Genomic DNA, 23115 nt, shown 5'->3' with positions numbered 1-23115 from the left:
ATGACGACGGACGCATCCGAGGACTGGAAGCACTGGCACGAGCACCGCACCAGGACGGTGGCCGAACCCTACGGACCGCTCGCCCTCACGGGCACGCACTGGATCGAGGACTATCCGGAGGGTCGACTTCCGGACATCCCCGGACAATGGACGGCCAAGGACGACGGCGTCGTGCTGGCGGCGGTGGACGAGGACGGACTGACCCTCGACGGACAGCCCTTCACCGGTGAGGTCGTGCTCGACGCCGACTACGGGCCGGCCTCCGGGGCGCGTGTGGGACACGGTGAGCGCCGGTTCGTCGTCCTCGTGCGCGAGGGAGTCTGGGGCGTGCGCGACTACGACCCCGCCGCACCCACGCGCCAGGCCTTCGAGGGCATCGAGGCGACCCCTTACGACCCGCGCTGGTCGGTGCCGGGGCACTTCACGCCGTACGGGGAGGACCGCACCGTACGCGTCGAGAACGCGGACGGCGTCGCGCGCGGCCTCGGGCTCGGCGGAGTCCTCGCCTTCACCCTGGACGACCAGGACCTGACGCTCCAGGTGTCGGTGGAGAGCGACGGCTCGCTGTGGGCCGTCTTCGCCGACACGACCAGCGGGGACAGCAGTTACCGCTTCCGGTTCCTGCGCCCGGCGGCGCCCGACGACGAGGGGCGTACGACGGTGGACTTCAACCGTGCCGTGCTCCCGCCGTGCGCGTTCGCCGACCACTTCATCTGCCCGTTCCCGCCGCCCGGCAACACGCTGGACGCGGCCGTCGAGGCGGGTGAGCGCCGGCTGCGCTGACCGCCGGAACCCCGAAGGCGGCCGGGGGCCGCGCACGTGCCGGGAGCAGGGGCCAAGAGCACGGGGACATACGCAAGTTGAACGCTGCACGGCCGAAAGGTGCCCTTGCGCCGGTCGGCCGTGCGGCCGAATACTCCCCCCAGCGCTTGTCAGGAGCACGGCTTGTCCGGAATCCGGATGAGCGGGCCCCCGGCTGCGCCTCACGGGCCCTCAACCCCACGAGACGAGGACCCCCGACTTCCCTTCGGAGGAACGAAACGTGAGGATCAAGCGCACCACCCCCCGCAGCGGCATAGCGAGACGGACCCGGCTGATCGCCGTGACCACCGGACTCGTGGCCGCGGCCGCGTTCGCGGTCCCCAACGCGAACGCATCCGACGCCCAGACCTTCAGCACCACTCAGCTGAGCAGTGTCAACAAGTCGGTACTCAAGTCCGATGTCGCGGGCACCGCATGGGCGGTCGACGCCAAGACGAACCGGGTGGTCGTCACCGTCGACAGCACGGTCTCGAAGGCCGAGATCGCCAAGATCAAGAAGGATGCGGGCGGCAACGCCGACGCGATCACCATCAAGCACACCCCGGGCGAGTTCAAGAGGCTGATCACCGGCGGCGACGCCATCTACGGTGGCTCCTACCGCTGTTCGCTCGGCTTCAACGTGCACAGCGGGAGCACCTACTACTTCCTGACCGCCGGCCACTGCGGTGAGGTCGCCTCCACCTGGTACTCCAACTCGGGCCACACCACGACGCTGGGCACGAACGTCAGCTACAGCTTCCCGACCAACGACTTCGCGCTGGTCCGCTACACCAACTCCTCGATCGCGCACCCGAGCGCGGTCGGCAGCCAGACCATCACCCGCGCCGCGACGCCCAGCGTCGGCACGACCGTCTACCGCCGTGGCTCGACCACCGGTACGCACAGCGGCCGGGTCACCGCGCTGAACGCCACGGTCAACTACGGCGGCGGCGACGTGGTCTACCAGATGATCCAGACGACGGTCTGCGCCGAGGGCGGCGACAGCGGCGGTCCGCTGTACTCCGGATCCACGGCCTACGGCCTCACCTCCGGCGGCAGCGGCAACTGCACCTCCGGCGGTACGACCTTCTTCCAGCCGGTCGTCGAGGCGCTGAACTACTACGGCGTGAGCGTCGGCTGACCGACGGATCACCGACCGTCGGATCACCGGCCGTCGGACCATCGAACGACTGACCCACCGACCGGACCGGCAACCCCCCACGTCACCCCGGCCGGACCAGCAGCAGCCGGCAGCAGGCGAGCCCCCGCACCCAACCGGTGTGCGGGGGCTCGCCCTTGCTCAGGTGACGGAGTTACCTTCGAAGTACATGCCGTACGCGCTGTACGCACCTGATGCGCCCACTTCGGACCCTGGGGGGCCGTGATGGTCGAGGAGCTGGTGGCGGCGGGAGTCGCCGTCGCGTCCGCGGGGCTGGTCTATGCGCTGGCCGGTGCCCGAGTGGTCAAACAGTACGAACGGGGCGTGGTGCTGCGACTCGGCCGCCTGCGCTCGAACGTGCGCGGTCCGGGATTCACCATGATCGTTCCGTTCGTGGACCGGATCCGCAAGGTCAACATGCAGATCGTGACGATGCCCGTGCCGGCGCAGGAGGGCATCACACGGGACAACGTGACCGTGCGGGTGGACGCCGTCGTCTACTTCAAGGTGGTCGACGCGGCCGACGCGGTCATCCAGGTCGAGGACTACCGTTTCGCGGTCTCGCAGATGGCGCAGACCTCGCTGCGGTCCATCATCGGCAAGAGCGACCTGGACGACCTGCTGTCCAACCGCGAGAAGCTCAACCAGGGCCTGGAGCTGATGATCGACAGCCCCGCGATCGGCTGGGGCGTGCAGATCGACCGCGTGGAGATCAAGGACGTGTCGCTGCCGGAGACGATGAAGCGGTCCATGGCCCGGCAGGCCGAGGCCGACCGTGAGCGCCGCGCCCGGGTCATCAACGCGGACGCGGAACTCCAGGCCTCCAGGAAACTGGCGGAGGCGGCCGGGGTGATGTCCGAGCAGCCCGCGGCGCTCCAGCTGCGGCTGCTGCAGACGGTGGTGGCCGTCGCGGCCGAGAAGAACTCGACGCTCGTGCTCCCGTTCCCGGTGGAGCTCCTCAGGTTCCTGGAGAAGGCGCAGCAGTCGGTCGGGGTGCAGCAGCCCGCCGTGACGCAACAGCCGGTCGAGGCACGACAGTCGGCCGGGCTCCAGGACGCACCGCAGTCGGCCGGGGCGCAGCAGTCCGTCGAGGCGCTGCGGCCCTCCGTCCAGGCCCCGGCATCTTCACCGGCCGAAGTCCAGGAGCCCGGTCGACCGGTGCGGGAGCAACTTCCCTCCCCTGACGTTCCCTTGAGCGAAGAGCCCGAGGGATCGAAAACAGGACAGGACTAGTCCTCACCGTCCGCACAACGGTCACCTGCACGCAGTGTTTGCACCGGAAACCCACGTGGCACTACCACGCGCAGTCAAGGCGCAGGGGGCGTACGCCCGTTGGCGTACGCGCGTCCTGAAGTCGACCTTGTGTGCCCCCTGTGTGCCTGGGAATAGTGGGCTGGGAACAACCGGCACGGACGCGGTTTGACGCGGCTTTTTGTCGTGCGCCGGGCCCGTGCGCGTACGCCTTCCGGTCTCGGAGGTCCCCCACGACCTTCGTGACCAACCCCCCACAGGAGGACGTCAGTTGAAGCACCGACGCATACCCAGGCGGCGTGCCGTCATGACGGGTGCGGGCATCGCCGCACTCGTCGCCGCGGGAGTCACCTTCCAGACTGCGAACGCGAGCGAGACGCCGAGGACCGGCGCGCCGCACACCCTCTCGGTCGCGGCGGCCGGAAAGCTCGCCTCGACCCTCGGCAAGGACCTCGGCGCCGACGCGGCGGGAACGTACTACGACGCGAAGTCCCGGCACCTCGTCGTCAACGTGCTCGACGAGACCGCGGCCCAGGCCGTCACGGAGGCCGGGGCCAAGGCCAGAGTCGTCGAGAACTCCCTCGCCGAGCTGAAGAGCGCCCGCGCGACGCTCAGCAGCGACGCGTCCATCCCCGGTACGTCGTGGGCGACCGACCCGGAGACCAACAAGGTCGTCGTCACCGCGGACCGCACGGTCTCCGCGACCGAGTGGACCAAGCTCTCCAAGGTCGTGAAGGGGCTCGGCGCCAAGGCCGAACTCCAGCGCACCAAGGGAGAGTTCAAGCCCTTCATCGCCGGCGGCGACGCCATCACCGGCTCCGGAGGGCGCTGCTCGCTCGGCTTCAACGTGGTCAAGGACGGGCAGCCGTACTTCATCACCGCCGGGCACTGCACCGAGGCGATCTCGACCTGGTCGGACTCCAGCGGCACCGAGATCGGCAAGAACGAGCAGTCCAGCTTCCCGGACAACGACTTCGGTCTGGTCAAGTACACCGGGAACGTCGACCACCCGAGCGAGGTCGACCTCTACAACGGCTCCACGCAGGCCATCACCAAGGCCGGCGACGCCACCGTCGGCATGAAGGTGACTCGCAGCGGCTCCACCACCCAGGTGCACGACGGCACGGTCAAGGGCCTGGACGCCACCGTGAACTATGGCAACGGCGACGTCGTCAACGGGCTCATCCAGACCGACGTCTGCGCCGAGCCCGGTGACAGTGGCGGCTCGCTCTTCTCCGGCGACACCGCGATCGGCCTCACCTCCGGCGGCAGCGGCGACTGCACTTCGGGCGGCGAGACCTTCTTCCAGCCGGTCTCCGAGGCGCTCTCGGCCTTCGGCGCCCAGATCGGCTGACGGCTCACCGTCCCGGCAGAGTCCCGTCCCCGCGCAGGCTGCGGGGGCGGGACTCCGCCGTGTGTACCGGAGAGGCCCCCACGGCCCAGCCGGCCCGCGTTTGCGCAGGTGGGAAGGGCTCGGACGGATGTCGCACAGTAGTTCGAAAATTGGTCTATGGTGGGGGTGAGGTAATTGGGAACGAATGTTCGAGAGCTCGTGCGGGCTCACGGGTGCGGGAGGTGCGTGTGCCGGGATTCACGCATCTGCACACCGTGTCCGGGTTCTCCCTGCGGTACGGGGCCTCGCACCCGGAGCGGCTGGCCGAGCGTGCCGCCGAGCGGGGCATGGACGCCCTCGCCCTCACCGACCGGGACACCCTCGCGGGCTCGGTCCGGTTCGCCAAGGCGTGCGCCAGGGCGGGTGTCCGTCCGCTGTTCGGCACCGAGCTCGCGGTGGGGGAGCCCGAGCGTGGCGGGAAGCGGCGCGTTCCGGTCCGCGGCGGCGCCTTCGTCGACGAGTCGGCACCTCGTGCGACCTTCCTCGCGCGGGACGGCGCGGCGGGCTGGGCCGATCTCTGCAGAATCGTTACGGCCGCGCATGCGGGCGACCCGGGCGACCGGCCCCGGCTGTCCTGGCCGGACAACCACGCCGAAGGCCTGACCGTACTCCTCGGTCCCGCCTCCGACGTCGGCCGCGCGCTGGCCGCCGGACGCCCCGACCGGGCCGCGAAGCTGCTCGCGCCCTGGCGGGAGGTCTACGGCGACGCCCTGCGGCTGGAAGCGGTCTGGCACGGCCGCGAGGGGACCGGGCCGGGATCCCTGCGGCTGGCCGCCCGCACGGTCGGGTTCGCCGCCGAACAGCGGGTGCGCCCGGTGCTCAGCAACGCCGTCCGGTACGCCGACCCCGGCATGGGCCCGGTCGCCGACGTCCTGGACGCCGCCCGGCTGCTCGTCCCGGTCGACCCGCGCCGCGGGCTGGACTCGGGCGAGGCCTGGCTCAAGGACGAGGCGGCCATGCTGGGCGCGGCCGAACGGATCGTCGAGGCCGCGGGCTACCGCCGCGACACCGCGCACCACCTGCTCGAGCAGACCCAGGCCACCGCCGTCGCCTGTCTCGTCGACCCGGAGGACGACCTGGGCATCGGCACCGTCCACTTCCCCGAAGCCCACCTCGTCGGCGCGGGCCGCCGCACCGCCCAGCGGGCCCTGGCCTCCCGTGCGGCGGCGGGCATGGTGCTGCGCGGCTACGACCGTGACCGGGCCTACTGGGAGCGGATGCACCAGGAACTGGACATCATCGCCCACCACGATTTCGCCTCCTACTTCCTGACGGTCGCCCAGGTCGTGGACGACGTACGGGACATGGGCATCAGGGTCGCCGCGCGCGGCTCCGGCGCGGGCTCCCTCGTCAACCATCTCCTCGGCATCGCGCACGCCGACCCCGTCGAGCACGGGCTGCTGATGGAACGCTTCCTGTCCAAGCGGCGCGCGGTGCTGCCCGACATCGACATCGACGTCGAGTCCGCGCGCCGGCTGGAGGTCTACCGCGCGATCATCGCCCGGTTCGGCACCGAGCGGGTCGCCACGGTCTCGATGCCCGAGACCTACCGGGTCCGGCACGCCGTCCGCGACGTGGGCGCCGCCCTCTCCATGGACCCGGCCGACATCGACCGGATCGCCAAGTCCTTCCCGCACATCCGTGCCCGCGACGCCCGCGCGGCGATGGAGGAACTGCCCGAACTGCGGGAGCTGGCACAGGAGTGCCGGCGGGACGGGGAGAAGTACGGGAGGCTGTGGGAGCTGGTCGAGGCGCTCGACGCCCTCCCGCGCGGCATCGCCATGCACCCGTGCGGCGTGCTCCTCTCCGACGCCTCCCTGCTCGCCCGTACGCCGGTCGTGCCGACCAGCGGCGAGGGCCTGCCCATGTCGCAGTTCGACAAGGAGGACGTGGAGGACCTCGGGCTGCTCAAGCTCGACGTGCTGGGCGTGCGGATGCAGTCCGCGATGGCGCACGCGGTGGCCGAGGTGGAGCGGGCGACGGGTGACCGGCCGGACCTCGACTCGGTGCCGCCGGGCGACCCGGCGACGTACCGGCTGATCCAGTCGACCGAGACGCTGGGCTGCTTCCAGATCGAGTCCCCGGGCCAGCGCGACCTGGTCGGACGGCTGCAGCCCGCGACCTTCCACGACCTCGTGGTCGACATCTCGCTCTTCCGGCCGGGGCCGGTCGCCGCCGACATGGTCCGGCCGTTCATCGAGGCGCGGCACGGCCGGGCACCGATCCGCTATCCGCACCCCGACCTGGAGCGGCCACTGAAGGAGACGTACGGGGTCGTCGTCTTCCACGAGCAGATCATCGACATCGTCGCCATCATGACCGGCTGCGGACGCGACGAGGCGGACCGGGTGCGGCGCGGGCTCTCCGACCCCGAGTCGCAGGGGCGGATCCGGTTCTGGTTCGCGCAGCACGCGGCGGCGAAGGGGTACGACGCCGAGACCGTCGCGCGCACCTGGGAGATCGTCGAGGCCTTCGGGTCGTACGGTTTCTGCAAGGCGCACGCCGTCGCCTTCGCCGTGCCGACGTACCAGTCGGCCTGGCTGAAGGCCCATCACCCGGCCGCCTTCTACGCGGGGTTGCTCACCCATGACCCCGGGATGTACCCGAAGCGGCTGCTGCTGGCGGACGCACGGCGGCGAGGGGTGCCGATCCTGCCGTTGGACGTGAACCGGTCCGCGGTCGCCCATCATATCGAACTGGTGTCTGATTCACGGGGGTCCGAGAGCTGGGGCCTCCGGCTGGCGCTCTCCGACGTGCACGGCATCAGCGAGGCCGAGGCCGCGCGGATCGCGGACGGGCAGCCGTACGGGTCGCTGCTCGACTTCTGGGAGCGGGCCCGGCCGAGCCGCCCGCTCGCCCAGCGGCTGGCCCAGGTCGGCGCGCTGGACGCCTTCGGTGCCAACCGCCGTGATCTGCAACTGCACCTGACCGAACTGCACCGGGGCGCGCGGGGCGGGCGGGCGGATCAGCTCCCTCCCGCACTCCTCGACATGGGGGAGGCGCCCTCGGCAGGAGGGCGGACGACGGCACCGGCCGGGCTGCCCGATCTCTCCTCGGCGGAGCGGCTCAGCGCCGAGCTCGGTGTGCTCTCCATGGACGCCTCCCGCAATCTCATGGACGACCACCGAGGGTTCCTGGAGGAGCTGGGCGTGGTCACGGCGCGCCGGCTGCGGGAGGCGCGGCACGGTGAGACCGTCCTGGTGGCCGGGGCCAAGGCGGCCACCCAGACCCCGCCGATCCGGTCCGGCAAGCGGGTCATCTTCACCACCCTGGACGACGGCACCGGCCTGGTCGACCTCGCCTTCTTCGACGACTCGCACGACGCCTGCGCCCACACCGTCTTCCACTCCTGGCTGCTGCTGGTGCGCGGAGTGGTGCAGCGCCGTGGCCCGCGCAGCCTCAGCGTGGTGGGCGCGGCGGCCTGGAACCTCGCCGAACTGGTCGAACTGCGCGCCCGGGGCGGTCTCGACGTGGTCGCCGCGCGCCTCGCCGAGCCCGTACCGCGGAAGCCGGAGCCGGAGCCGGGGGAGCGCGGGGAGCCGGCCGGGCCGGAGAAGTCCGGCGGCGGCCCGGCGGAGGGCCGCACGATCCGCATGTCCACGGGGTACGAGATGCACCCCTGGGCCGATCTGCGTCCCGCGGGCGAAGGGCCCGCGGGTGGAAAGAAGTTGTGGCACCAGAGTCCGGGGAGTGCGGGATGACCATCCTCTGCGTACGTTTCCAGCTGCCTCCGATGTACGAGGCGGCCCTGCCTCGACTCCTCGGACTCCTGGAGGACTTCACTCCCGTCGTCGAGGCGCTGCCACCCGACGGGGCGCTGCTGGACCTGCGGGGTGCCGAGCGGTACTTCGGACGCGATGCCGTGGAGCTGGCCTCGCTGATCCGGTTGCGGGCGCTCGCCCTGCACGGGATCGACTGCGTGATCGGTGCCGGACCCGGTCCGATGCTCGCGCGGATGGCCCTGCGGGACGCCGCGCCGGGCGTGACCCCCGTGGTGCCCGGGGAGCCGGACGCCGTCGCAGGGTTCCTCACCGAGCGGCCCGTCGCCGCGCTGCCGGGAGTCGGCGGCGCCACCGCCCGCACCCTGTGCGAGTACGGCCTCGACACCATCGGCAAGGTCGCCGCCGCACCCCTGTCCACACTGCAACGCCTCACCGGCGCCAGGGCCGGCCGCGAACTGCGCGAGAAGGCGTCCGGCATCGACCGCGGCCGGGTCGTGCCGAACGCCACCTCACGCTCCCTCGCCACCGAACACCCCTTTGGGCGGGACGAGTTGGACCCCTCCCGGCATCGCCGCGCGCTGCTCTGCGCGGCCGAGGACCTGGGTGCCCGGCTGCGCGCCCTGGAGAAGGTCTGCCGCACGCTGACCCTCACCGTCCGGTACGCCGACCGCTCCACGACCACACGCAGCCGCACCCTCAAGGAACCGACCGCCCATTCGTCGGCGCTCACCGAGACGGCGTACCGCATGTACGAGGCGCTCGGCCTCCAGCGGGCCCGGGTCCGGGGGATCGCCCTGCGCGCCGAGGGGCTCACCCCCGCCGAACAGGCCTCGTACCAGCTCACCTTCGACCCGGTGGACGAGAAGGTCCGCCGTATCGAGGAGGTCGCGGACAGGGCGCGGGCGAGGTTCGGGCCGCATGTGATCGGGCCGGGGACGCTGGCCGCGTGACGTCCCGGATCCGGCCGGGGGCGCCAGACACTGTCCGACAATTCCCGCCTGCCCGGGCGGCGCCGGGAATTGCCTGACAGGTCTTAGTTGGCCCACGGAGGTGTGAGGACCGAGCCGTCGGCCAGCTCCGCCCGGAGGCCGATCGACGTGGTGACCCAGGAGACGGCGGTCTCCCGGGTCGGGTTCTCGACGCCGAGGGTGGCTCCCGGATTGATGATCACGGTGTCGCCCGCGGTCACCCGCTCGGTGCGGCCGTCGAGCGTGATCAGCAGTTCGCCGGAGAGGAGATGGAAGATCTCCTCATGGCTGACGGTGTGCTCCGGGGCCTTGAGTCCCGCGGGGATCTCTCCCCGCCAGGCGCACAACTCCTTGCTCCCGCTGCGGGGAGTGGCGTACGAGACGAATCGGGCGCCGTGGATCTCGTGGACGACGGCTTCGGACGAACGGACGACGGGCATGGGCGACTCCTGGATCGAGGAAAGATGGTCAAGCTGCTTGACCATCTCGACGACCTCTATGGTCAAGCCGCTTGACCAATTCGTCAAGGGTGTTTCAATGCACCCGTGCAGAACTCCGAAGCCATGGCCCTCGCCGTCGCCCTGCTCGCCGCCGCGGGCGAGCTGACGCAGCGCATCAACGACGGTGTCGTGGAGCGCGGGTTCGAGGGGCGGCCCGCCTACGGCTTCGCCTTCGCCCGCCTCGCCGCCGGCGGCGCGACGGTCACCGACCTCGCCGCTCATCTCGGGGTCACCAAACAGGCCGCCAGTCAGCTGGTCGACGAACTCGTCCGCAAGGGGTACGTCGAGCGGCACCCGCACCCCGACGACGCGCGCGCCCGGCTGATCGTGCTGACCGAGCGGGGCTGGGCCTGTACGCGTGCCGCGGAGGAGGCCGCCGCCGACGTCGTGCGCGCGTGGGGCGACCTGCTGGGCGAGGGTGAAATGCGCGCGTTGCACGACCGTTTGGGCCGCATCGCGCCCTATGGTCCCATCAGGCCTGCCTGGTGACGGTTCATCGGGTGTAGCCGCCACCTTTAATTACCGCTGGAAGTTTTTACTCGCGCGTAACTTCACACCGGAGCTACTCGCCCGTAACTTGACGAGTGAACAGCATCCTCGTGATCCGGATCACAGGGCGTACGCCGTCGCAACTCCCTTGAGCCGCAAGGAGATCACCCGATGCTGCCCTGGAAGCGAGTGCTCAGACCCCTCGCCGCGCTGCTGCTGACCGCCGCGGTCGCCGTCGTCCCCGCCGCCACCGCCCAGGCGGAATCCGCCCCCAGCCACGGCTGGAACGACTACTCCTGCAAGCCGTCCGCCGCCCACCCCCGCCCCGTCGTCCTCGTCCACGGAACCTTCGGGAACTCGATCGACAACTGGCTGGCCCTCGCTCCCTACCTCGAGGTCCGCGGCTACTGCGTCTTCTCCCTCGACTACGGGCAGTTGCCCGGAGTGCCCCTCTTCAACGGCCTCGGCCCCATCGACAAGTCGGCAGGACAGCTCCAGGTCTTCGTCGACAAGGTCCTCGCCGCGACCGGCGCAGCCAAGGCCGACCTCGTCGGCCACTCGCAGGGCGGCATGATGCCCCGCTACTACCTCAAGTTCCTCGGCGGGGCCGCCAAGGTGAACGCCCTCGTCGGCATCGCGCCCGACAACCACGGCACCACCCTCAGCGGCCTCACCAACCTGCTGCCGTACTTCCCGGGCGCCGAGGACCTGCTGAAGGCGACCACTCCCGGACTGGCGGACCAGATCGCCGGCTCCGACTTCCTGACCAAGCTCAACGCCGGCGGCGACACCGTCGCGGGCGTCCACTACACGGTCATCGCCACCAAGTACGACGAGGTGGCCACGCCGTACCGCTCGCAGTTCCTCAGCGGGCCCGACGTCGACAACGTCCTGCTGCAGGACCTGTGCGGGCTCGACCTCTCCGAGCACGTGGCGATCGGTCTCTTCGACCGCATCGCCTTCCACGAGGTGGCGAACGCCCTCGACCCGGCGCACGCCAAGGCCACCACCTGCGCCTCCGCGTTCAGCTGAGCACGCCGCCGGGGGCTGTCCGGCCTGAGCCGCCGGACAGCCCCCGGATTCCCCGTGCCTAGCGGCCGCGGCGGCCCCCCGTGACCGCGCGGCGCCGGACCGAGGCGAACAGGGCCGCGGCGCCGAGCGCCAGGGCGGCGGCTCCGCCGATCGCGATGTAGGGCGTGCCGGCGTCGCCGCCCGTCTCGGCGAGGTTCCCGGAGGAGCCGGCCGCTTCCGGCCGGTTCGAGCCGTCCGTGCCCGCCCCGGCGGGCTCGGACGAGGCGTCCGCGCCGGCCGCGTCCGTGGCCGCCTTCGGCTCCGCGGACGTACGGGCGTCGTTGTCGCCGTGGCCGTGGTGCTCGACCGTCGACTTGTCGGTGCCGTCCTCGATCTGCTCCTCGGAGGGCGCCGAGGCGGTCGGCGCCGGAGCGGTGCCGCCCGACGAGCCGCCGCTGTCACCGCTGCCGCCACTGCCGCTCTTGCCGCCGAAGGTGACGTCGGAGCAGGAGTAGAAGGCCTCCGGGCTGTCCGAGCGCTGCCACACCGCGTACAGCAGCTGCTTGCCGGAGCGCTCCGGGAGCGTGCCGGAGAAGGTGTAGAAGCCGCCCGAGGCGACCGGGTCGGTGGCCGTCGCGACCGGGTGCGCCAGATCCAGGTCGTCCCAGGCGAGCGGCTTCGACGCGTCGTAGCCGGCCTTGGTCACGTACACCTTGAACGTGCCCTTGTGCGGCGCGGTCACGCGGTACTTGAAGGTGTACGCGCCGCTGCTCACGGAGGTCGCCGGCCAGTCGGCGCGGGCCAGGTCGAGCCCCTTGAACTCGTCGTTGTTCGCGCTGCACAGCTTCCCGTCGGGTATCAGCTGCTGGTGCCGCCCGTTCGCGTCGCCGATCCGGATGCCGTTCCAGTCGTACAGCGCCTGCGTCCCGCCCGCGGCGACGGCCGCCTTGCAGGCGCCCGACTTCGGGCTCTCGGGGCCCTCCGCGTAGCACTGGGACACCCGGCTGACCGGGTCGCCCATCGAGCCGTGCGCGGACGCGGGGGCGGCGGCCAGTGCCGAGAGCGTGAGCGGGGCGATGCCGACGGTGACGACGGCGGCGGCCTTGCGGCGTGCAGACATGAGGGAACTCCTCGGAAACGGTCCTCGGTGCGTGGGGTGGATCCCGTGGGGGCGATCAGCAAACTAGCCCCAAAAAACCGGGAAATCGCCTGCTGGAGGGGGGTGGGGGAGATCCTTATGGCGCCGTTAAGGCGGGGCTAACGGGGGGCTGAGGAAGGGGGGTGCGGCAGCCCGCTCTGCCTGTGCCCGACTCGCTGCACCGTCCGTGGTCCATCCGCTCCCCGAGGGTTAAGATCCGCTGCCGACCTGCGAGGAGTCCGAACGGGCGGCCTCCAGGAGGTGTGAAGTGGTCGGAACAGTCAGGGTGCCGCGCGGGCAGGCCTGGTTCACCGGCGTCGCGCTCGCCGCGTTCGCGCTGGTGACTCTCGCGGCCGGGCTGACGGCGTGGCACAAGTACCGACTGCTGGTGGGGCCGATGACGCCGGGGCCCTACGTCGACAACCCGCTGGTCGAGGTCGACACGTATTTCAGGAACCTGATGGGCTGGCGAACAGGGCTGCTCCTCGTGGCCCTGCTTCAGTTCAGTATCTGGCTCGCCACCATGCGCGACGTCGCGGATGTGCTCTGGCGTCAGGGACAGCGCCGGCGCAGGGCGTGGCTGGTCTTCGGCTGGGTGGTACCGGTGGCGCAGCTCTTCGTGCCCAAGATGTTCGTCAACGATCTGTGGGCTGCCGGCCAGCCGGAATCGCAGCGCAGACGCGGACATCCCCTGCTCACGGCGTGGTGGCTTTCTGTCCTGGTGGCAGCGAATTCGTATGCGCTGAACGATGCCTCCAGGGACTTGAAGAAGGCTGTCACTGCGGACCAGGCTCGTCATGCCCTGCGGCAGATCATCATCGGCGACGGTCTGTACATCTGTGCTGCTGTGCTGTCGATCGTCGTCCTCTGGCAGCTCGTTCGCCGGTTGGAGCGCGCCGCTTCGATCGCGCCCGTCGAGGTTCGGGCGGCAGGCCGAACGGCGCCTTGAAGGCCCCGTGGGCGTATGCATGCCCACGCGGTCGGTGGAGCGGCTCCGGGCGGGAGCTGCCATGGGGCCACGATGTCGCGTTCCGTGTCCTGGCGAGCACCAGAAGCAGCGGACTCCGTGCGGGCCGAGGACGCTCGACGGGCCCACGGAGGACCGGCGAGACGGTGCTCCGGGTGACGTCGGACACCGCTAGGTAAATTTCAGCCCACCTGCAGGTAGATTCCCGCCACCCAGCAGATAAAGTCCGACCACCTTTTTGAAGAGAGAACATCCGCACACAGCTGCTTCCGGCCAGGGTCGCCCGATCGTGCCGGTCGGCGAGCGCGCGCGAGGATGTTGAGTTGCCTGGAGCCCCCCAAGTGTCAGCATCGCCCCTGCCCGCCCGGTTGCGCACCGCGGCGGCACGTTTCTTCCTGCCCACGGTGCTCGCGGTGTCGTTCGCCGCTCAGGCGGTGGGCGCCTTCCTGCCGTCCGTCCCCCTCCTCGTGGCCTCCGCCGCCGTCGGACTCGCGGCGGACATCGCCCTGCACCGCTGGCAGCGCAGCATGGCCGCTGCCCTCGGCAAGCTGCACGCCACCGTCTTCGTGCGCCAAGTGGTCCGCGACCTCCTGATGGTGGCCGGCCTGATCCGCATCGAGGATCAGGACTACGAGAAGAAATACCTGGCTCTCGTCTGCGGCCTGCTGCTCTTCTACGCCCTGCACTCCGCCTGCCAGGCGCTGGCGATCCTCGTGCGCCGCACCCGCACCCTGCCCGTGGTGACCCGGAACATCGACGCCTCGGCGCTGCGGCTGAGCGCCGCTCCACCGGCGCTGCTGATGAACCGCTCCGGGCAGCGGCTCCTCCTGTTCGGCCTGCCCTCGGCGGCAGGCCTCGTGATCACCGCGGCGGGCGGCTCGGCCTGGTGGGCCGCCGCGGGAATCGCCCTGTCCGTCGCCTGCGCGACGGTCGCCGTCGGCATGCTGGTGGTGCGGCTGAGTAAGGGACGCAGGCCGGTGACGAGCGAGCAGGCGCTGGAGTGGTTCGAGGCATGGCTCGCCGAGTACCGGCCGACCGTGGGCATGTACTTCTCCGGCGGGACGAGCTCGGCCTACCAGGCGAACATGTGGCTGGAGCCGCTGGCCCGGCTGGAGGGCCGCCCGCTGATCGTGCTGCGCGAGCGCTTCATGGTGAAGCACATCGCGTCCACCGACATCCCGATCGTGTGCCTGCCGAAGGTCGCCGACCTGATGAGGCTGGAGCACTCCTCGCTGAAGACGCTGATCCACCCGTCGAACTCGGGGAAGACCTCGCAGGTGCTGCGGATCCCCACCATCAAGCACGCGTTCGTCAATCACGGCGAGAGCGACAAGCTGTCCAGCTGCAACCCGTACGCGAAGGCCTACGACGAGGTGTGGGTGGCCGGTCCCGCGGCGCGCGAACGGTACGCCCTGGCGGCCGTGGGGGTCGACGACCGGGACGTCGTGGAGATCGGACGTCCGCAGCTGGAAGCGATCGAGCCGTACTCCGGTGCGCCCGCGGGCCCGTACACCACCGTCCTCTACGCCCCCACGTGGGAGGGCTGGGACGGCAACCCGGGCAACACCTCGGTCGTCGAGGCCGGCGAGAACATCGTCCGCGCCCTCCTCGCCGATTCCCGGGTCCGTCTTCTGTACAAGCCGCACCCGCTGACCGGATCGGTCGATCCCCGGGCGGGAGTCGCGAACACCCGGATCCAGGAGATGATCCGCGCCGCGAACGCCGTGCGTGCCGCGGACCACGCCGACGAGCGGCCCGCGCCCTCCGCGGCGGCGGAACTCGCCCGGCGGTCCGCCGAACTCGACGGCCTGACCACGTCCTCGTTCCGGGCGAGCGCGGACGACGCGGAACGGATGCTCGTCCAGACGGTGCCCGCACCCGGCCGGGCCGCGGCCGTGGCCGCCGCGACCGCCGCCTGGGAAGCCGCGTACTGGGCCTCGTTCCCGGCGTGGGAGCACCAGGTCGTCGTCGGGGCCCGGCCGACCGTCTACGCCTGCTTCAACGTGGCCGACCTGCTGGTCAGCGACGTCTCCAGCGTCATATCCGACTATCTGGCGAGCGAGAAGCCCTACGCGGTCGCCAACACCAGCGGGCTTTCCGAGCAGGACTTCCGCGACACCTTCCCGACGGTCCGGGCCGGTGCCGTCCTCACTCCGGACGCCTCCGGCATACCGGCTCTGCTGGAGTCCGTGCGCGAGCCGGAGAAGGACACCTTCGCCGAGGCCCGCAACGAGCTCAAGCAGCACCTGCTGGGCCCCTCCGACCCGCCGTCCGTCGTCCGCTTCGACGAGGCCGCCCGTGCGCTGTGCGCGGCGGCCGACGGACACCGGGCGGGCATGGCGCTGCGCGCGCTCCCGGTCATCCCGGCACAGCGGGAGGCGGCGGCGACGCCGGACGCCGAGCACGCCAGGGGCTGAGCGCCGCCCCGCACCGGGGACCTCGCAGTCGGCGCCGGAGATCTCGCGGCCGGCGCCGGCGGGGGAGCCGGGCGGTGGCGCCGGGGGAGTACTGACGCCGCGATCAAGTAGGTAGCGTTCGCGGCATGACAGCAGAGGAGATCCGGCCGGCCGTCTCCGCCGACGTGCCGGCCGTGAAGGCCGTGATCGACACGGCGTTCCACCCGTACATCGAGCGCATCGGGCTGGTTCCGGCGCCCATGGAGGCGGATCACGAGGCGAACGTGGCCGCGGGCCATGTGTTCGTCACGGGGGAGCCGCTGACGGGGCTCGTCGTGGTCGAGGCGCGCGAGGACCATCTGTACCTCGACATCATCGCCGTCCGCCCCGACGCGCACGGCACGGGCGTGGGGCGCAGGCTTCTGCACTTCGTGGAGGCACGCGCGCGTGAGCTCCGGCTCCCCGAGATCCGGCTGCTGACGAACGCGAAGATGTGGGAGAACCAGAAGATCTACCCGAAGTACGGGTACGAGGTCGTGGAGCGCCGCGTGGACGGCCCGTACGACCGGGTCCACTACCGCAAGCGGCTGGACTGAGCGTCCGGGCGAAGGCGGGCCACTGCGGTGCGGACGGACCAAGGGGCGGGCGCCGGGCGGTCACTGCGGCGTGGACGGACCGACGGCAGTTCCTGTCACCGAGCGAGGCCGGACCTGCGGCCGGTGTCATGCGCGGTGCGCGTCCGGACCGGCGGCCGGTGTCCGGCGCGGTGCGCGTCGGGAGTGACGGCCCGGCCCGTTGCCACGGTCGGCCGTCACGATCTGGGGGTTGTCGGGCCGCCGGATCAGCCGTCCGGCCACCACGTTCGTGCGATGTCCTTCCGGACTTCGGGGCGCCCGGCGGGGCGCTCGTCGGTCTCCTCCCGCACGCGACGGGAGTCCGACTTCCTCTGGGGCTTCTGCACGGTCACACGGCGCATCGCTGCCTCCTTGTGCCTACCGATTTCCGCGGTCGTACGGAGGTAGACCCTTTCCGGGAGAGTTACTCATCGGCCGGGATCTGTCTGTGGCGCCTGTCACGAATCGACTGTCAGTGGTGGCTGTCACCCTGGGGCCCATGACGCATCACACTGACACGAATCCGGGAGCGGGCGTCGACTGGGACGCGGAGTCCGTCACCTTCGACGACGAGCCCGACCACGGCCTGCGCGACCCGGTCGTACGCGAGGCGTGGGCGGCCAGGATGGCGGCGTGGCTGCCGCGTCCGGCGTCGGACGTCCTCGACGTCGGCTGCGGGACGGGCAGCCTGTCACTGCTCGCGTCCGAGCGCGGGCACCGGGTCACCGGGGTCGACGCCTCGCCCCGCATGGTCGAGCTCGCCCGCGCCAAACTGGCCGGTCGTGACGCGGTGTTCCTCCTCGGTGACGCGGCGGCACCGCCCGTCGGCGAGGAGCGGTTCGACGTGCTGATCTGCCGCCATGTGCTGTGGGCGCTGCCGGAACCCGGGCGCGTCCTGCGGCACTGGCACGGACTGCTGCGCCCGGGCGGGCGGCTCGTGCTCGTCGAGGGCCGGTGGGGGACCCTGAGCCCGGTCGGCCTGCCCGCCGAGCGGCTGGCCGCCCTGGTGGAGCCCCTGGTGGCGGGCCTGACCGTGGAACCGCTGTCGGGTGACGCGCGCCTGTGGGGCCGCGAGGTCGACGACGAGCGGTACGCGGTGGTCGCCACCGTATGACCCGGGTCGAGCCCTCGCCCGGCGGGTGCCGGGCGGGGGCCGGGGCATCGTCGGTGTCGGGTCCGATCAGGACGTGCCGGGTGTCGCGGACCCGGGCTGATCCGAACGGCACCCCCTAGGCCAGCAGGGACTCGAAGTCGCCCTCGCGCGCGAGGCGTTCGAGCTCGTCCAGGGCGTGCTCGGCGGCGGTGGCGGCCTCCGGATCGGTGGTCGCCAGACCGCTGGCCGCGAACTCGTCCTCGTCCAGGCGCAGTACGGTCCTGCCGTCGGCCGAGCGCCACAGGTCGAGGTCGAGGTCCTCGACGATCAGCTCGTCGCCGGAGACCGTCGCCGGGCGCGTGATGTCGCAGTACCAGCCCTTGAGCACGCCCTCGGCGTCGCGGACCTCCTTCACCGAGTACCAGCGGTCGCGCCAGTAGTGCTCGGTGAAGACGTCGCCCCGCTCGAACCGCACGAAGCCGAAGTCGCGGGCGTCGTCGCCCGCCCACGGGGCGCGCACGGTCACCCGGTTGCCGTCGTCCCGCAGCAGCTCGGCCGGGTAACTGATCTTCGTACGCCCGTACTTGACGAGCACGACGCTCAACGAGCGCCGTTCGTCAGACGAGTTCGCGGGCATACGTCACCTCCGTCGCGCAGATCTTGTAGCCCAGCCACCGGTTGATCGCGAGCATCGGGCCGTTCCCCGAGTCGTTGCCCGTGAACGCCTGTGTGAAGCCCGCGGCGCGGGCGCGGTGCAGGGAGTGGTTCTTGGCGAGCTTGGCCAGTCCGCGGCCGCGGAAGGCGCGGGCGGTGCCCGTCATCACCGTGCCGTAGCGCGTGCCGCCGTCGGTGCGGGCCGCACTGAACGCGGCGGGCCGGCCGTCGACCACCGCCACCGACGTCAGCTCATGACTGAGGAGCGGGTGGTGCCAGGTCTCCTTCAGCCACGCTTCATAGTCCGTGAACTCACGGTCGAGATCGCTCGGTTCGTCCAGCAGTGTCTCCGCGTCCAGCTCGAACAGAGGGCGCGGGTCGTCCGCGAAGTCGGCGGCGGTGCGCAGTTCGACGCCCGCGGGCGTCTCCTGGAGCGGCGGCAGGGGGGTGTTCGCCAGGTCGAAGCGGAGGAAGTGCGCGGAGCGGCCGGCGCGGTAGCCGCGCTTCTCCGCGAAGGCGCGGTCCGCGGGCCTGTCGAGCACCCATGTGTGCAGCTTCTTCGCGCCCAGGGAGCCGAGCCGCTCCTCGGCGGTGCTCACCAGCAGCGCGCCCGCGCCGCGTCCGGTCCGCTCCGGGTGCACGTACACGGTGAGGGAGCCCTGGCCCTGCTCGGGGCTGTCGTACACCATGCCCACGTGCGCGGTGCCGATCGGTTCGCCGTCCTCCTCGGCCAGCAACAGCCGGTAGTGGGAGTCCGGATGGGCGTGCTCCACGTCATGGGCGATGGACTCGGGCGTGAAGAGCATGAAGGGGAGCGCCAGGTGACGGATGCGGGCGAAGCCCTCGGCGTCCGCCGGGTCTCCGAGGCGCAGCTCGCGGACGATCACTGTCATGGGGCCGCACGCTACGCGTGCGTCACGGCGGATGCCTCTCATTTTCCGGCGCGTACGGGACAATCGCTGCGTGACGTTGAAGATCCACATTCATGAGGGGGCCGCTCCTTACGAACAGGTGCGCGCCCAGATCTCCGAGCAGGCCCGTTCCGGTGCGCTGCCGGTCGGCTACAAACTGCCCACGGTGCGGGGGCTCGCCGAGTCGCTCGGCCTGGCCGCCAACACCGTCGCCAAGGCGTACCGGGCCCTGGAGGCGGACGGGGTGATCGAGACGCGGGGCCGCAACGGCACGTTCGTGGCCGCCGCGGGCGACGCCGCCTCGCGCGAGGCCGCCACCGCGGCCCAGGGGTACGCCGAACGCGTACGCCGTCTCGGGCTCAGTGAGGCGGCGGCCCTCGACGCGGCACGGGACGCCCTGCGGGCGGCGTACGGCGCCTAGTGCCCATGCCGCACAAGGGCCGTGGACCCTCCCCGTGACGGCCTCGCGCCGAGTGCGGAGGGCCGCGGCCCCGGTCCGCCGACGGACGACGCTACGGGGTCCGCGTGACGGTCAGTCCCGCCGCGCGTGCCGCGCGGGCGAAGGCGACCGCGTCGTGGACCGCCGCCCCGTTCGGATCGTTGTTGAAGTACGCGTACACCTCGTGGCCCTCGGGCCAGGCGTCCGCGACGCGCCCCGCCCACGACGCCAGGGACTGCCGGCCGTAGCGCGGCCACTGCCGGGCGCGGCCCTCGTGGAAGCGGACGTAGCCCCATGCGGCGGTCCGCCACAGCGGGGTCACCGGCCGGGCCAGCACGTCGGCCCAGCACAGCGTCGCGCCCCGCGCCTCCAGCACCTCGCGCACCCGGGGCGTCCACCACGAGTCGTGCCGCGGTTCCACGGCGACCCGCGTGCCCGACGGGAAGCGGGCGAGGCAGTCGTCGAGGAGTCCGGGGTCGGCGTGCAGCGTGGGCGGCAGCTGGAGCAGGACCGGTCCGAGACGGTCGCCGAGTCCTGCGGCGTGGTCCATCAGCCGGTGCACCGGCTCCTCCGGGTCGCGCAGCCGCTTGATGTGGGTCAGATAGCGGCTCGCCTTGACGGCCACGACGAAGTCGTCGGGAGTGCGTTCCCGCCAGCTCTCGAACGTCTCGCGCGACGGCAGCCGGTAGAACGCGTTGTTGATCTCGACCGTCGCGAAGTGTGCCGCGTACTCCTCGAGCCAGAGCCGCAGGGGCAGTCCGTCCGGGTAGAGGACGCCGCGCCAGTCCTTGTACTGCCACCCCGACGTGCCGACGTACAGGGTCATGACTCCATGAAAACACCGGACCGTCCGGCGCACCCGGGCGCGGCGCGCACCGCACCCGGGGGCGGCCCACCGGTGCGCACGGCACCCGGCGTCGGCCTACAGGTACAGTCCCGCGTCCGCGCCGTCGCGCTGGTCCGGCACCGACGTCGGGCTGGTGCCCCGGCGCAGCGCGTACAGCTCCGCGAGGGTCGCGCCGTCGCGCGGGACGCCCTCCTCCGTGCCCAGCCAGCCGACGGCCTCGGAGCGGGTCAGCGGCCCGACCTCGATACGGGCGAGGCAGCGGCCGGGGCGGACCACGGCAGGGTGCAGACGCTCGAGGTCCTCGTTCGTCGTGACGCCCACGAGGACGTTGCGGCCCTGGCCGAGCAGCCCGTCCGTGAGGTTGAGCAGACGGGACAGCGCCTGGCCCGCCGTGTGCTTCGCCTCGCCGCGGATCAGTTCGTCGCAGTCCTCCAGCAGGAGCAGCCGCCAGCGGCCCTTGCCCGTGGCGTCCTCCTCGCCGATCGCGATGTCCATCAGATAGCCGACGTCGGAGAAGAGCCGCTCGGGGTCGAGGACGCAGTCGACCTGGCACCAGTCGCGCCACGAGCGGGCCAGTGTGCGCAGCGCCGAGGTCTTGCCGGTGCCGGGCGGGCCGTGCAGGAGCAGCAGCCGGCCGGCGATGTCCTCGGGGGTCGTCTTCATCAGGTGGTCCATCGCGTCGGCCACCGGCTCGGTGTAGTTGGCGCGGACCTCCTCCCACGTACCGGCCGAGATCTGACGCGTCGTGCGGTACGGGCCGCGGCGCGGCGACACGTACCAGAACCCCATCGTCACGTTCTCCGGCTGCGGCTCGGGTTCGTCCGCGGCGCCGTCCGTCGCCTGGCCGAGCACCTTCTCGGCCAGCTCCGCGCTGGTGGCGGTCACGGTCACGTCGGCGCCGCGGTTCCAGCGGGAGACCAGAAGGGTCCAGCCGTCGCCCTCGGCGAGGGTCGCGCTGCGGTCGTCGTCGCGCGCGGAGCGCAGCACACGGGCGCCCGGCGGGAGCAGGGTCGCCCCGGACCGTACGCGGTCGATGTTCGCCGCGTGCGAGTGCGGCTGCTCGCCCGTCGCGAAGCGGCCGAGGAACAGCGCGTCGACGACGTCCGACGGCGAGTCGCTGTCGTCGACGTTGAGCCGGATCGGCAGAGCGTCGTGTGGGTTGGCAGACATGCCGCCATGATCCGTCACACGGGCTTCGCATGCACCCGGTTTCCGTAGTGCGCCGCGCGTGTCACCCGAGGTCCGGTGCTTCCGGTGTGTCCCTTCCATCCTGTTACAGGGCTGTGCACTCACGGGATCTGTCCGACGGCGGAGACCCGCGGTTACTGTTGCCCATGATGGGACGTCATGGGTGGAATTCGGGGGCACGGCGGTGGCGGCTCACCGCGCTGCTCGGCGTCGGTGTGGCCGCTCTGGCCCTGGTGGTGACCCTGCTCAACACGCTTCCGGGGGACGGCGGGAGCACGGCCGGCACGACCCGCGACGGGGACAGGGTGCACGGCACGCCCGTCACCCCGCCCGGGTCGCTGCGGCCGGACGTGGGCTGGGGCTTCACGCACACCCAGTTCAGTGCCGACGAGGGCAGCGACGCCGCCGTCGAGCGGGCCGAGGGGCTGCTGGAGAAGCAGTCGGTGCCGCAGAACCAGCACATCATGGGCTGGGGCGCGGACAATCCCGAGCCGTCCAAGGGGCGTTACGACTTCTCCGCGATGGACCGGCGCATCGACTTCGTCCGCAAGACCGGCGGCACCCCGGTCGTCACCCTGTGCTGCGCACCGGACTGGATGAAGGGCGGCAAGGCGGGCGCCGGCAACACCGACTGGAGCCAGTCCTCCCTGGAGACGGCCCCGGAGCGGTCCCACTACAAGGACTTCGCCGCGCTCGCCGCGACCGTCGCCAAGCGCTATCCGGACGTACGCCACTTCATCGTCTGGAACGAGTTCAAGGGCTTCTGGAACAACAGCGAGGGCCGCTGGGACTACGAGGGCTACACCGAGCTCTACAACCTCGTCTACAAGGCGCTGAAGAAGGTCGACAAGGACATCATGGTCGGCGGGCCCTACCTGGTCATGGACAGCCTCGACCCGCGGCAGAAGGAAGGCGCGTCCACGACGGTGAAGGGCACCTGGGGAGCCATGGACCAGCGGGTCCTCGACGCCTTCGACTACTGGAACAAGAACAAGGCCGGAGCGGATTTCGTCGTCGTCGACGGTTCCAGCTACACCAATGACGACGAGATGCTGCCCGACGAGTTCGCGGCCACCGACAAACTCACCGCGGTCGGGGAGTGGGTGCGGGCGCGCACCCACGACCTGCCGCTGTGGTGGGCCGAGTACTACGTCGAACCGGCCGACGGCAAGGACGAGCGCAACGGCTGGTCCGAGACCCACCGCGTGGCGGTCCAGGCCGCCGGCCTGATCGCGATGGTCAAGGGCGGCGCGTCGTCCGGCTTCTACTGGAATCCGGAGGACGAGAAGGGCACCGGCTGCCCGGGCTGCCTGTGGACACCGACGGACACCGCCGGCGGGGGCGGGAAGCTCCCCATGTACGACCTGGTGACCCGCTTCGGCAAGGAGTTCGCACCGGGCACGGCGTACAGGTCCGTGACCGTCGCCGCGGACGACGTGCCCAACGTCCGCGTCCTCGCCACCGACAGGACCGTGCTCGTGGTCAACACGCTCGACCGCTCGATCAGCGCGAAGGTCGACGGCAAACGGTTCGCGATGGGCGCGTACGAGGTGAAGTGGCTGACGCGCTGAGTC

General features: G+C 71.4%; 20 protein-coding genes. 14 read left to right on the top strand and 6 right to left on the bottom strand.

What is annotated here, in order from left to right:
- From BKI49_RS06915 to BKI49_RS06890, 6 genes are all read left to right on the top strand, one after another.
- Entirely contained in the window at positions 1 to 783 is a 783-nt protein-coding gene (locus BKI49_RS06915; protein ID WP_095933303.1) for a DUF1684 domain-containing protein, read from the top strand.
- 259 nt (positions 784 to 1042) lie between these two features.
- The gene (locus tag BKI49_RS06910) at positions 1043 to 1942 is read left to right on the top strand and encodes a S1 family peptidase (RefSeq protein ID WP_095933302.1); all 900 of its coding nucleotides are present in this window, start codon (positions 1043 to 1045) and stop codon (positions 1940 to 1942) included.
- A 243-nt stretch (positions 1943 to 2185) separates the two neighbouring features.
- Positions 2186 to 3193: a slipin family protein gene (locus tag BKI49_RS06905; RefSeq protein WP_257004653.1), complete on the top strand. Its 1008-nt coding sequence runs from the start codon at positions 2186 to 2188 to the stop codon at positions 3191 to 3193.
- 289 nt (positions 3194 to 3482) lie between these two features.
- Positions 3483 to 4565 (top strand): S1 family peptidase, encoded by a 1083-nt coding sequence (locus tag BKI49_RS06900; protein WP_095933301.1) that lies wholly within the window; start codon positions 3483 to 3485, stop codon positions 4563 to 4565.
- Between the two features lie 227 nt (positions 4566 to 4792).
- Complete coding sequence (locus BKI49_RS06895; protein ID WP_095933416.1) at positions 4793 to 8305, top strand: DNA polymerase III subunit alpha; 3513 nt, start codon at positions 4793 to 4795, stop codon at positions 8303 to 8305.
- On the top strand, positions 8302 to 9276 hold the full coding sequence (locus tag BKI49_RS06890) for a DNA polymerase Y family protein (RefSeq protein WP_095933300.1): 975 nt from the start codon (positions 8302 to 8304) through the stop codon (positions 9274 to 9276). Before BKI49_RS06895 ends, BKI49_RS06890 begins: the two co-directional genes overlap by 4 nt.
- Before the next feature lie 83 nt (positions 9277 to 9359).
- Here the strand turns inward: BKI49_RS06890 and BKI49_RS06885 are convergent, their stop codons facing one another.
- Positions 9360 to 9734 (bottom strand): cupin domain-containing protein, encoded by a 375-nt coding sequence (locus BKI49_RS06885; protein WP_095933299.1) that lies wholly within the window; start codon positions 9732 to 9734, stop codon positions 9360 to 9362.
- Between the two features lie 105 nt (positions 9735 to 9839).
- Between BKI49_RS06885 and BKI49_RS06880 the strand changes: the two genes are divergently transcribed.
- Positions 9840 to 10283 carry a MarR family winged helix-turn-helix transcriptional regulator gene (locus tag BKI49_RS06880; protein ID WP_095933298.1) on the top strand — a complete coding sequence of 148 codons (444 nt, stop codon included), beginning with the start codon at positions 9840 to 9842 and terminating at the stop codon, positions 10281 to 10283.
- A gap of 171 nt (positions 10284 to 10454) precedes the next feature.
- Entirely contained in the window at positions 10455 to 11315 is an 861-nt protein-coding gene (locus BKI49_RS06875; protein ID WP_095933297.1) for an esterase/lipase family protein, read from the top strand.
- 58 nt (positions 11316 to 11373) lie between these two features.
- Here BKI49_RS06875 and BKI49_RS06870 read toward each other — a convergent pair whose 3' ends face one another.
- Entirely contained in the window at positions 11374 to 12414 is a 1041-nt protein-coding gene (locus tag BKI49_RS06870; protein ID WP_095933296.1) for a lytic polysaccharide monooxygenase auxiliary activity family 9 protein, read from the bottom strand.
- 286 nt (positions 12415 to 12700) lie between these two features.
- On the opposite strand from BKI49_RS06870, the gene BKI49_RS06865 reads away from it, so the two are divergent.
- From BKI49_RS06865 to BKI49_RS06845, 4 genes are all read left to right on the top strand, one after another.
- Positions 12701 to 13381, top strand: coding sequence for a DUF4328 domain-containing protein (locus BKI49_RS06865; protein ID WP_143658389.1), 681 nt, complete (start codon positions 12701 to 12703; stop codon positions 13379 to 13381).
- A 359-nt stretch (positions 13382 to 13740) separates the two neighbouring features.
- Positions 13741 to 15816 carry a hypothetical protein gene (locus BKI49_RS06860; RefSeq protein ID WP_373557525.1) on the top strand — a complete coding sequence of 692 codons (2076 nt, stop codon included), beginning with the start codon at positions 13741 to 13743 and terminating at the stop codon, positions 15814 to 15816.
- A 125-nt stretch (positions 15817 to 15941) separates the two neighbouring features.
- Complete coding sequence (locus BKI49_RS06855) at positions 15942 to 16391, top strand: GNAT family N-acetyltransferase (RefSeq protein ID WP_095933294.1); 450 nt, start codon at positions 15942 to 15944, stop codon at positions 16389 to 16391.
- Positions 16392 to 16908: 517 nt separating this feature from the next.
- The gene (locus BKI49_RS06845; protein ID WP_095933292.1) at positions 16909 to 17523 is read left to right on the top strand and encodes a class I SAM-dependent methyltransferase; all 615 of its coding nucleotides are present in this window, start codon (positions 16909 to 16911) and stop codon (positions 17521 to 17523) included.
- Positions 17524 to 17638: 115 nt separating this feature from the next.
- On the opposite strand, the gene BKI49_RS06840 is transcribed toward BKI49_RS06845, so the two are convergent.
- Positions 17639 to 18139, bottom strand: coding sequence for a ribonuclease FAU-1 family protein (locus tag BKI49_RS06840; RefSeq protein WP_095933291.1), 501 nt, complete (start codon positions 18137 to 18139; stop codon positions 17639 to 17641).
- Positions 18120 to 19049 (bottom strand): GNAT family N-acetyltransferase, encoded by a 930-nt coding sequence (locus BKI49_RS06835; protein ID WP_095933290.1) that lies wholly within the window; start codon positions 19047 to 19049, stop codon positions 18120 to 18122. The genes BKI49_RS06840 and BKI49_RS06835 overlap by 20 nt, the downstream gene beginning before the upstream one ends.
- A 70-nt stretch (positions 19050 to 19119) precedes the next feature.
- Here BKI49_RS06835 and BKI49_RS06830 point away from each other — a divergent pair, with 70 nt between their 5' ends.
- Positions 19120 to 19488 carry a GntR family transcriptional regulator gene (locus tag BKI49_RS06830; protein ID WP_179332355.1) on the top strand — a complete coding sequence of 123 codons (369 nt, stop codon included), beginning with the start codon at positions 19120 to 19122 and terminating at the stop codon, positions 19486 to 19488.
- A gap of 91 nt (positions 19489 to 19579) precedes the next feature.
- Here the strand turns inward: BKI49_RS06830 and BKI49_RS06825 are convergent, their stop codons facing one another.
- Positions 19580 to 20332 (bottom strand): DUF72 domain-containing protein, encoded by a 753-nt coding sequence (locus tag BKI49_RS06825; protein WP_095933288.1) that lies wholly within the window; start codon positions 20330 to 20332, stop codon positions 19580 to 19582.
- A 96-nt stretch (positions 20333 to 20428) separates the two neighbouring features.
- Positions 20429 to 21523 carry a DUF5925 domain-containing protein gene (locus tag BKI49_RS06820; RefSeq protein ID WP_095933287.1) on the bottom strand — a complete coding sequence of 365 codons (1095 nt, stop codon included), beginning with the start codon at positions 21521 to 21523 and terminating at the stop codon, positions 20429 to 20431.
- A 167-nt stretch (positions 21524 to 21690) separates the two neighbouring features.
- On the opposite strand from BKI49_RS06820, the gene BKI49_RS06815 reads away from it, so the two are divergent.
- Positions 21691 to 23112 carry a GH39 family glycosyl hydrolase gene (locus BKI49_RS06815; RefSeq protein WP_095933414.1) on the top strand — a complete coding sequence of 474 codons (1422 nt, stop codon included), beginning with the start codon at positions 21691 to 21693 and terminating at the stop codon, positions 23110 to 23112.
- The last annotated feature ends 3 nt before the right edge of the window (positions 23113 to 23115 follow it).

The sequence above is a fragment of the Streptomyces sp. Tue6028 genome (genome assembly GCF_002300165.1).
Taxonomy (GTDB): domain Bacteria; phylum Actinomycetota; class Actinomycetes; order Streptomycetales; family Streptomycetaceae; genus Streptomyces; species Streptomyces siamensis.
This window is presented reverse-complemented; position numbering and strand designations above follow the sequence as displayed.

Coding starts and splice junctions, on each gene's coding strand:
- BKI49_RS06845 (WP_095933292.1), top strand. CDS start 16,909: ATGACGCATCACACTGACACGAATCCGGGAGCGGGCGTCGACTGGGAC.
- BKI49_RS06855 (WP_095933294.1), top strand. CDS start 15,942: ATGACAGCAGAGGAGATCCGGCCGGCCGTCTCCGCCGACGTGCCGGCC.
- BKI49_RS06915 (WP_095933303.1), top strand. CDS start 1: ATGACGACGGACGCATCCGAGGACTGGAAGCACTGGCACGAGCACCGC.
- BKI49_RS06825 (WP_095933288.1), bottom strand. CDS start 20,332: ATGACCCTGTACGTCGGCACGTCGGGGTGGCAGTACAAGGACTGGCGC.
- BKI49_RS06870 (WP_095933296.1), bottom strand. CDS start 12,414: ATGTCTGCACGCCGCAAGGCCGCCGCCGTCGTCACCGTCGGCATCGCC.
- BKI49_RS06885 (WP_095933299.1), bottom strand. CDS start 9,734: ATGCCCGTCGTCCGTTCGTCCGAAGCCGTCGTCCACGAGATCCACGGC.
- BKI49_RS06815 (WP_095933414.1), top strand. CDS start 21,691: ATGGGACGTCATGGGTGGAATTCGGGGGCACGGCGGTGGCGGCTCACC.
- BKI49_RS06890 (WP_095933300.1), top strand. CDS start 8,302: ATGACCATCCTCTGCGTACGTTTCCAGCTGCCTCCGATGTACGAGGCG.
- BKI49_RS06840 (WP_095933291.1), bottom strand. CDS start 18,139: ATGCCCGCGAACTCGTCTGACGAACGGCGCTCGTTGAGCGTCGTGCTC.
- BKI49_RS06875 (WP_095933297.1), top strand. CDS start 10,455: ATGCTGCCCTGGAAGCGAGTGCTCAGACCCCTCGCCGCGCTGCTGCTG.
- BKI49_RS06905 (WP_257004653.1), top strand. CDS start 2,186: ATGGTCGAGGAGCTGGTGGCGGCGGGAGTCGCCGTCGCGTCCGCGGGG.
- BKI49_RS06820 (WP_095933287.1), bottom strand. CDS start 21,523: ATGTCTGCCAACCCACACGACGCTCTGCCGATCCGGCTCAACGTCGAC.
- BKI49_RS06835 (WP_095933290.1), bottom strand. CDS start 19,049: ATGACAGTGATCGTCCGCGAGCTGCGCCTCGGAGACCCGGCGGACGCC.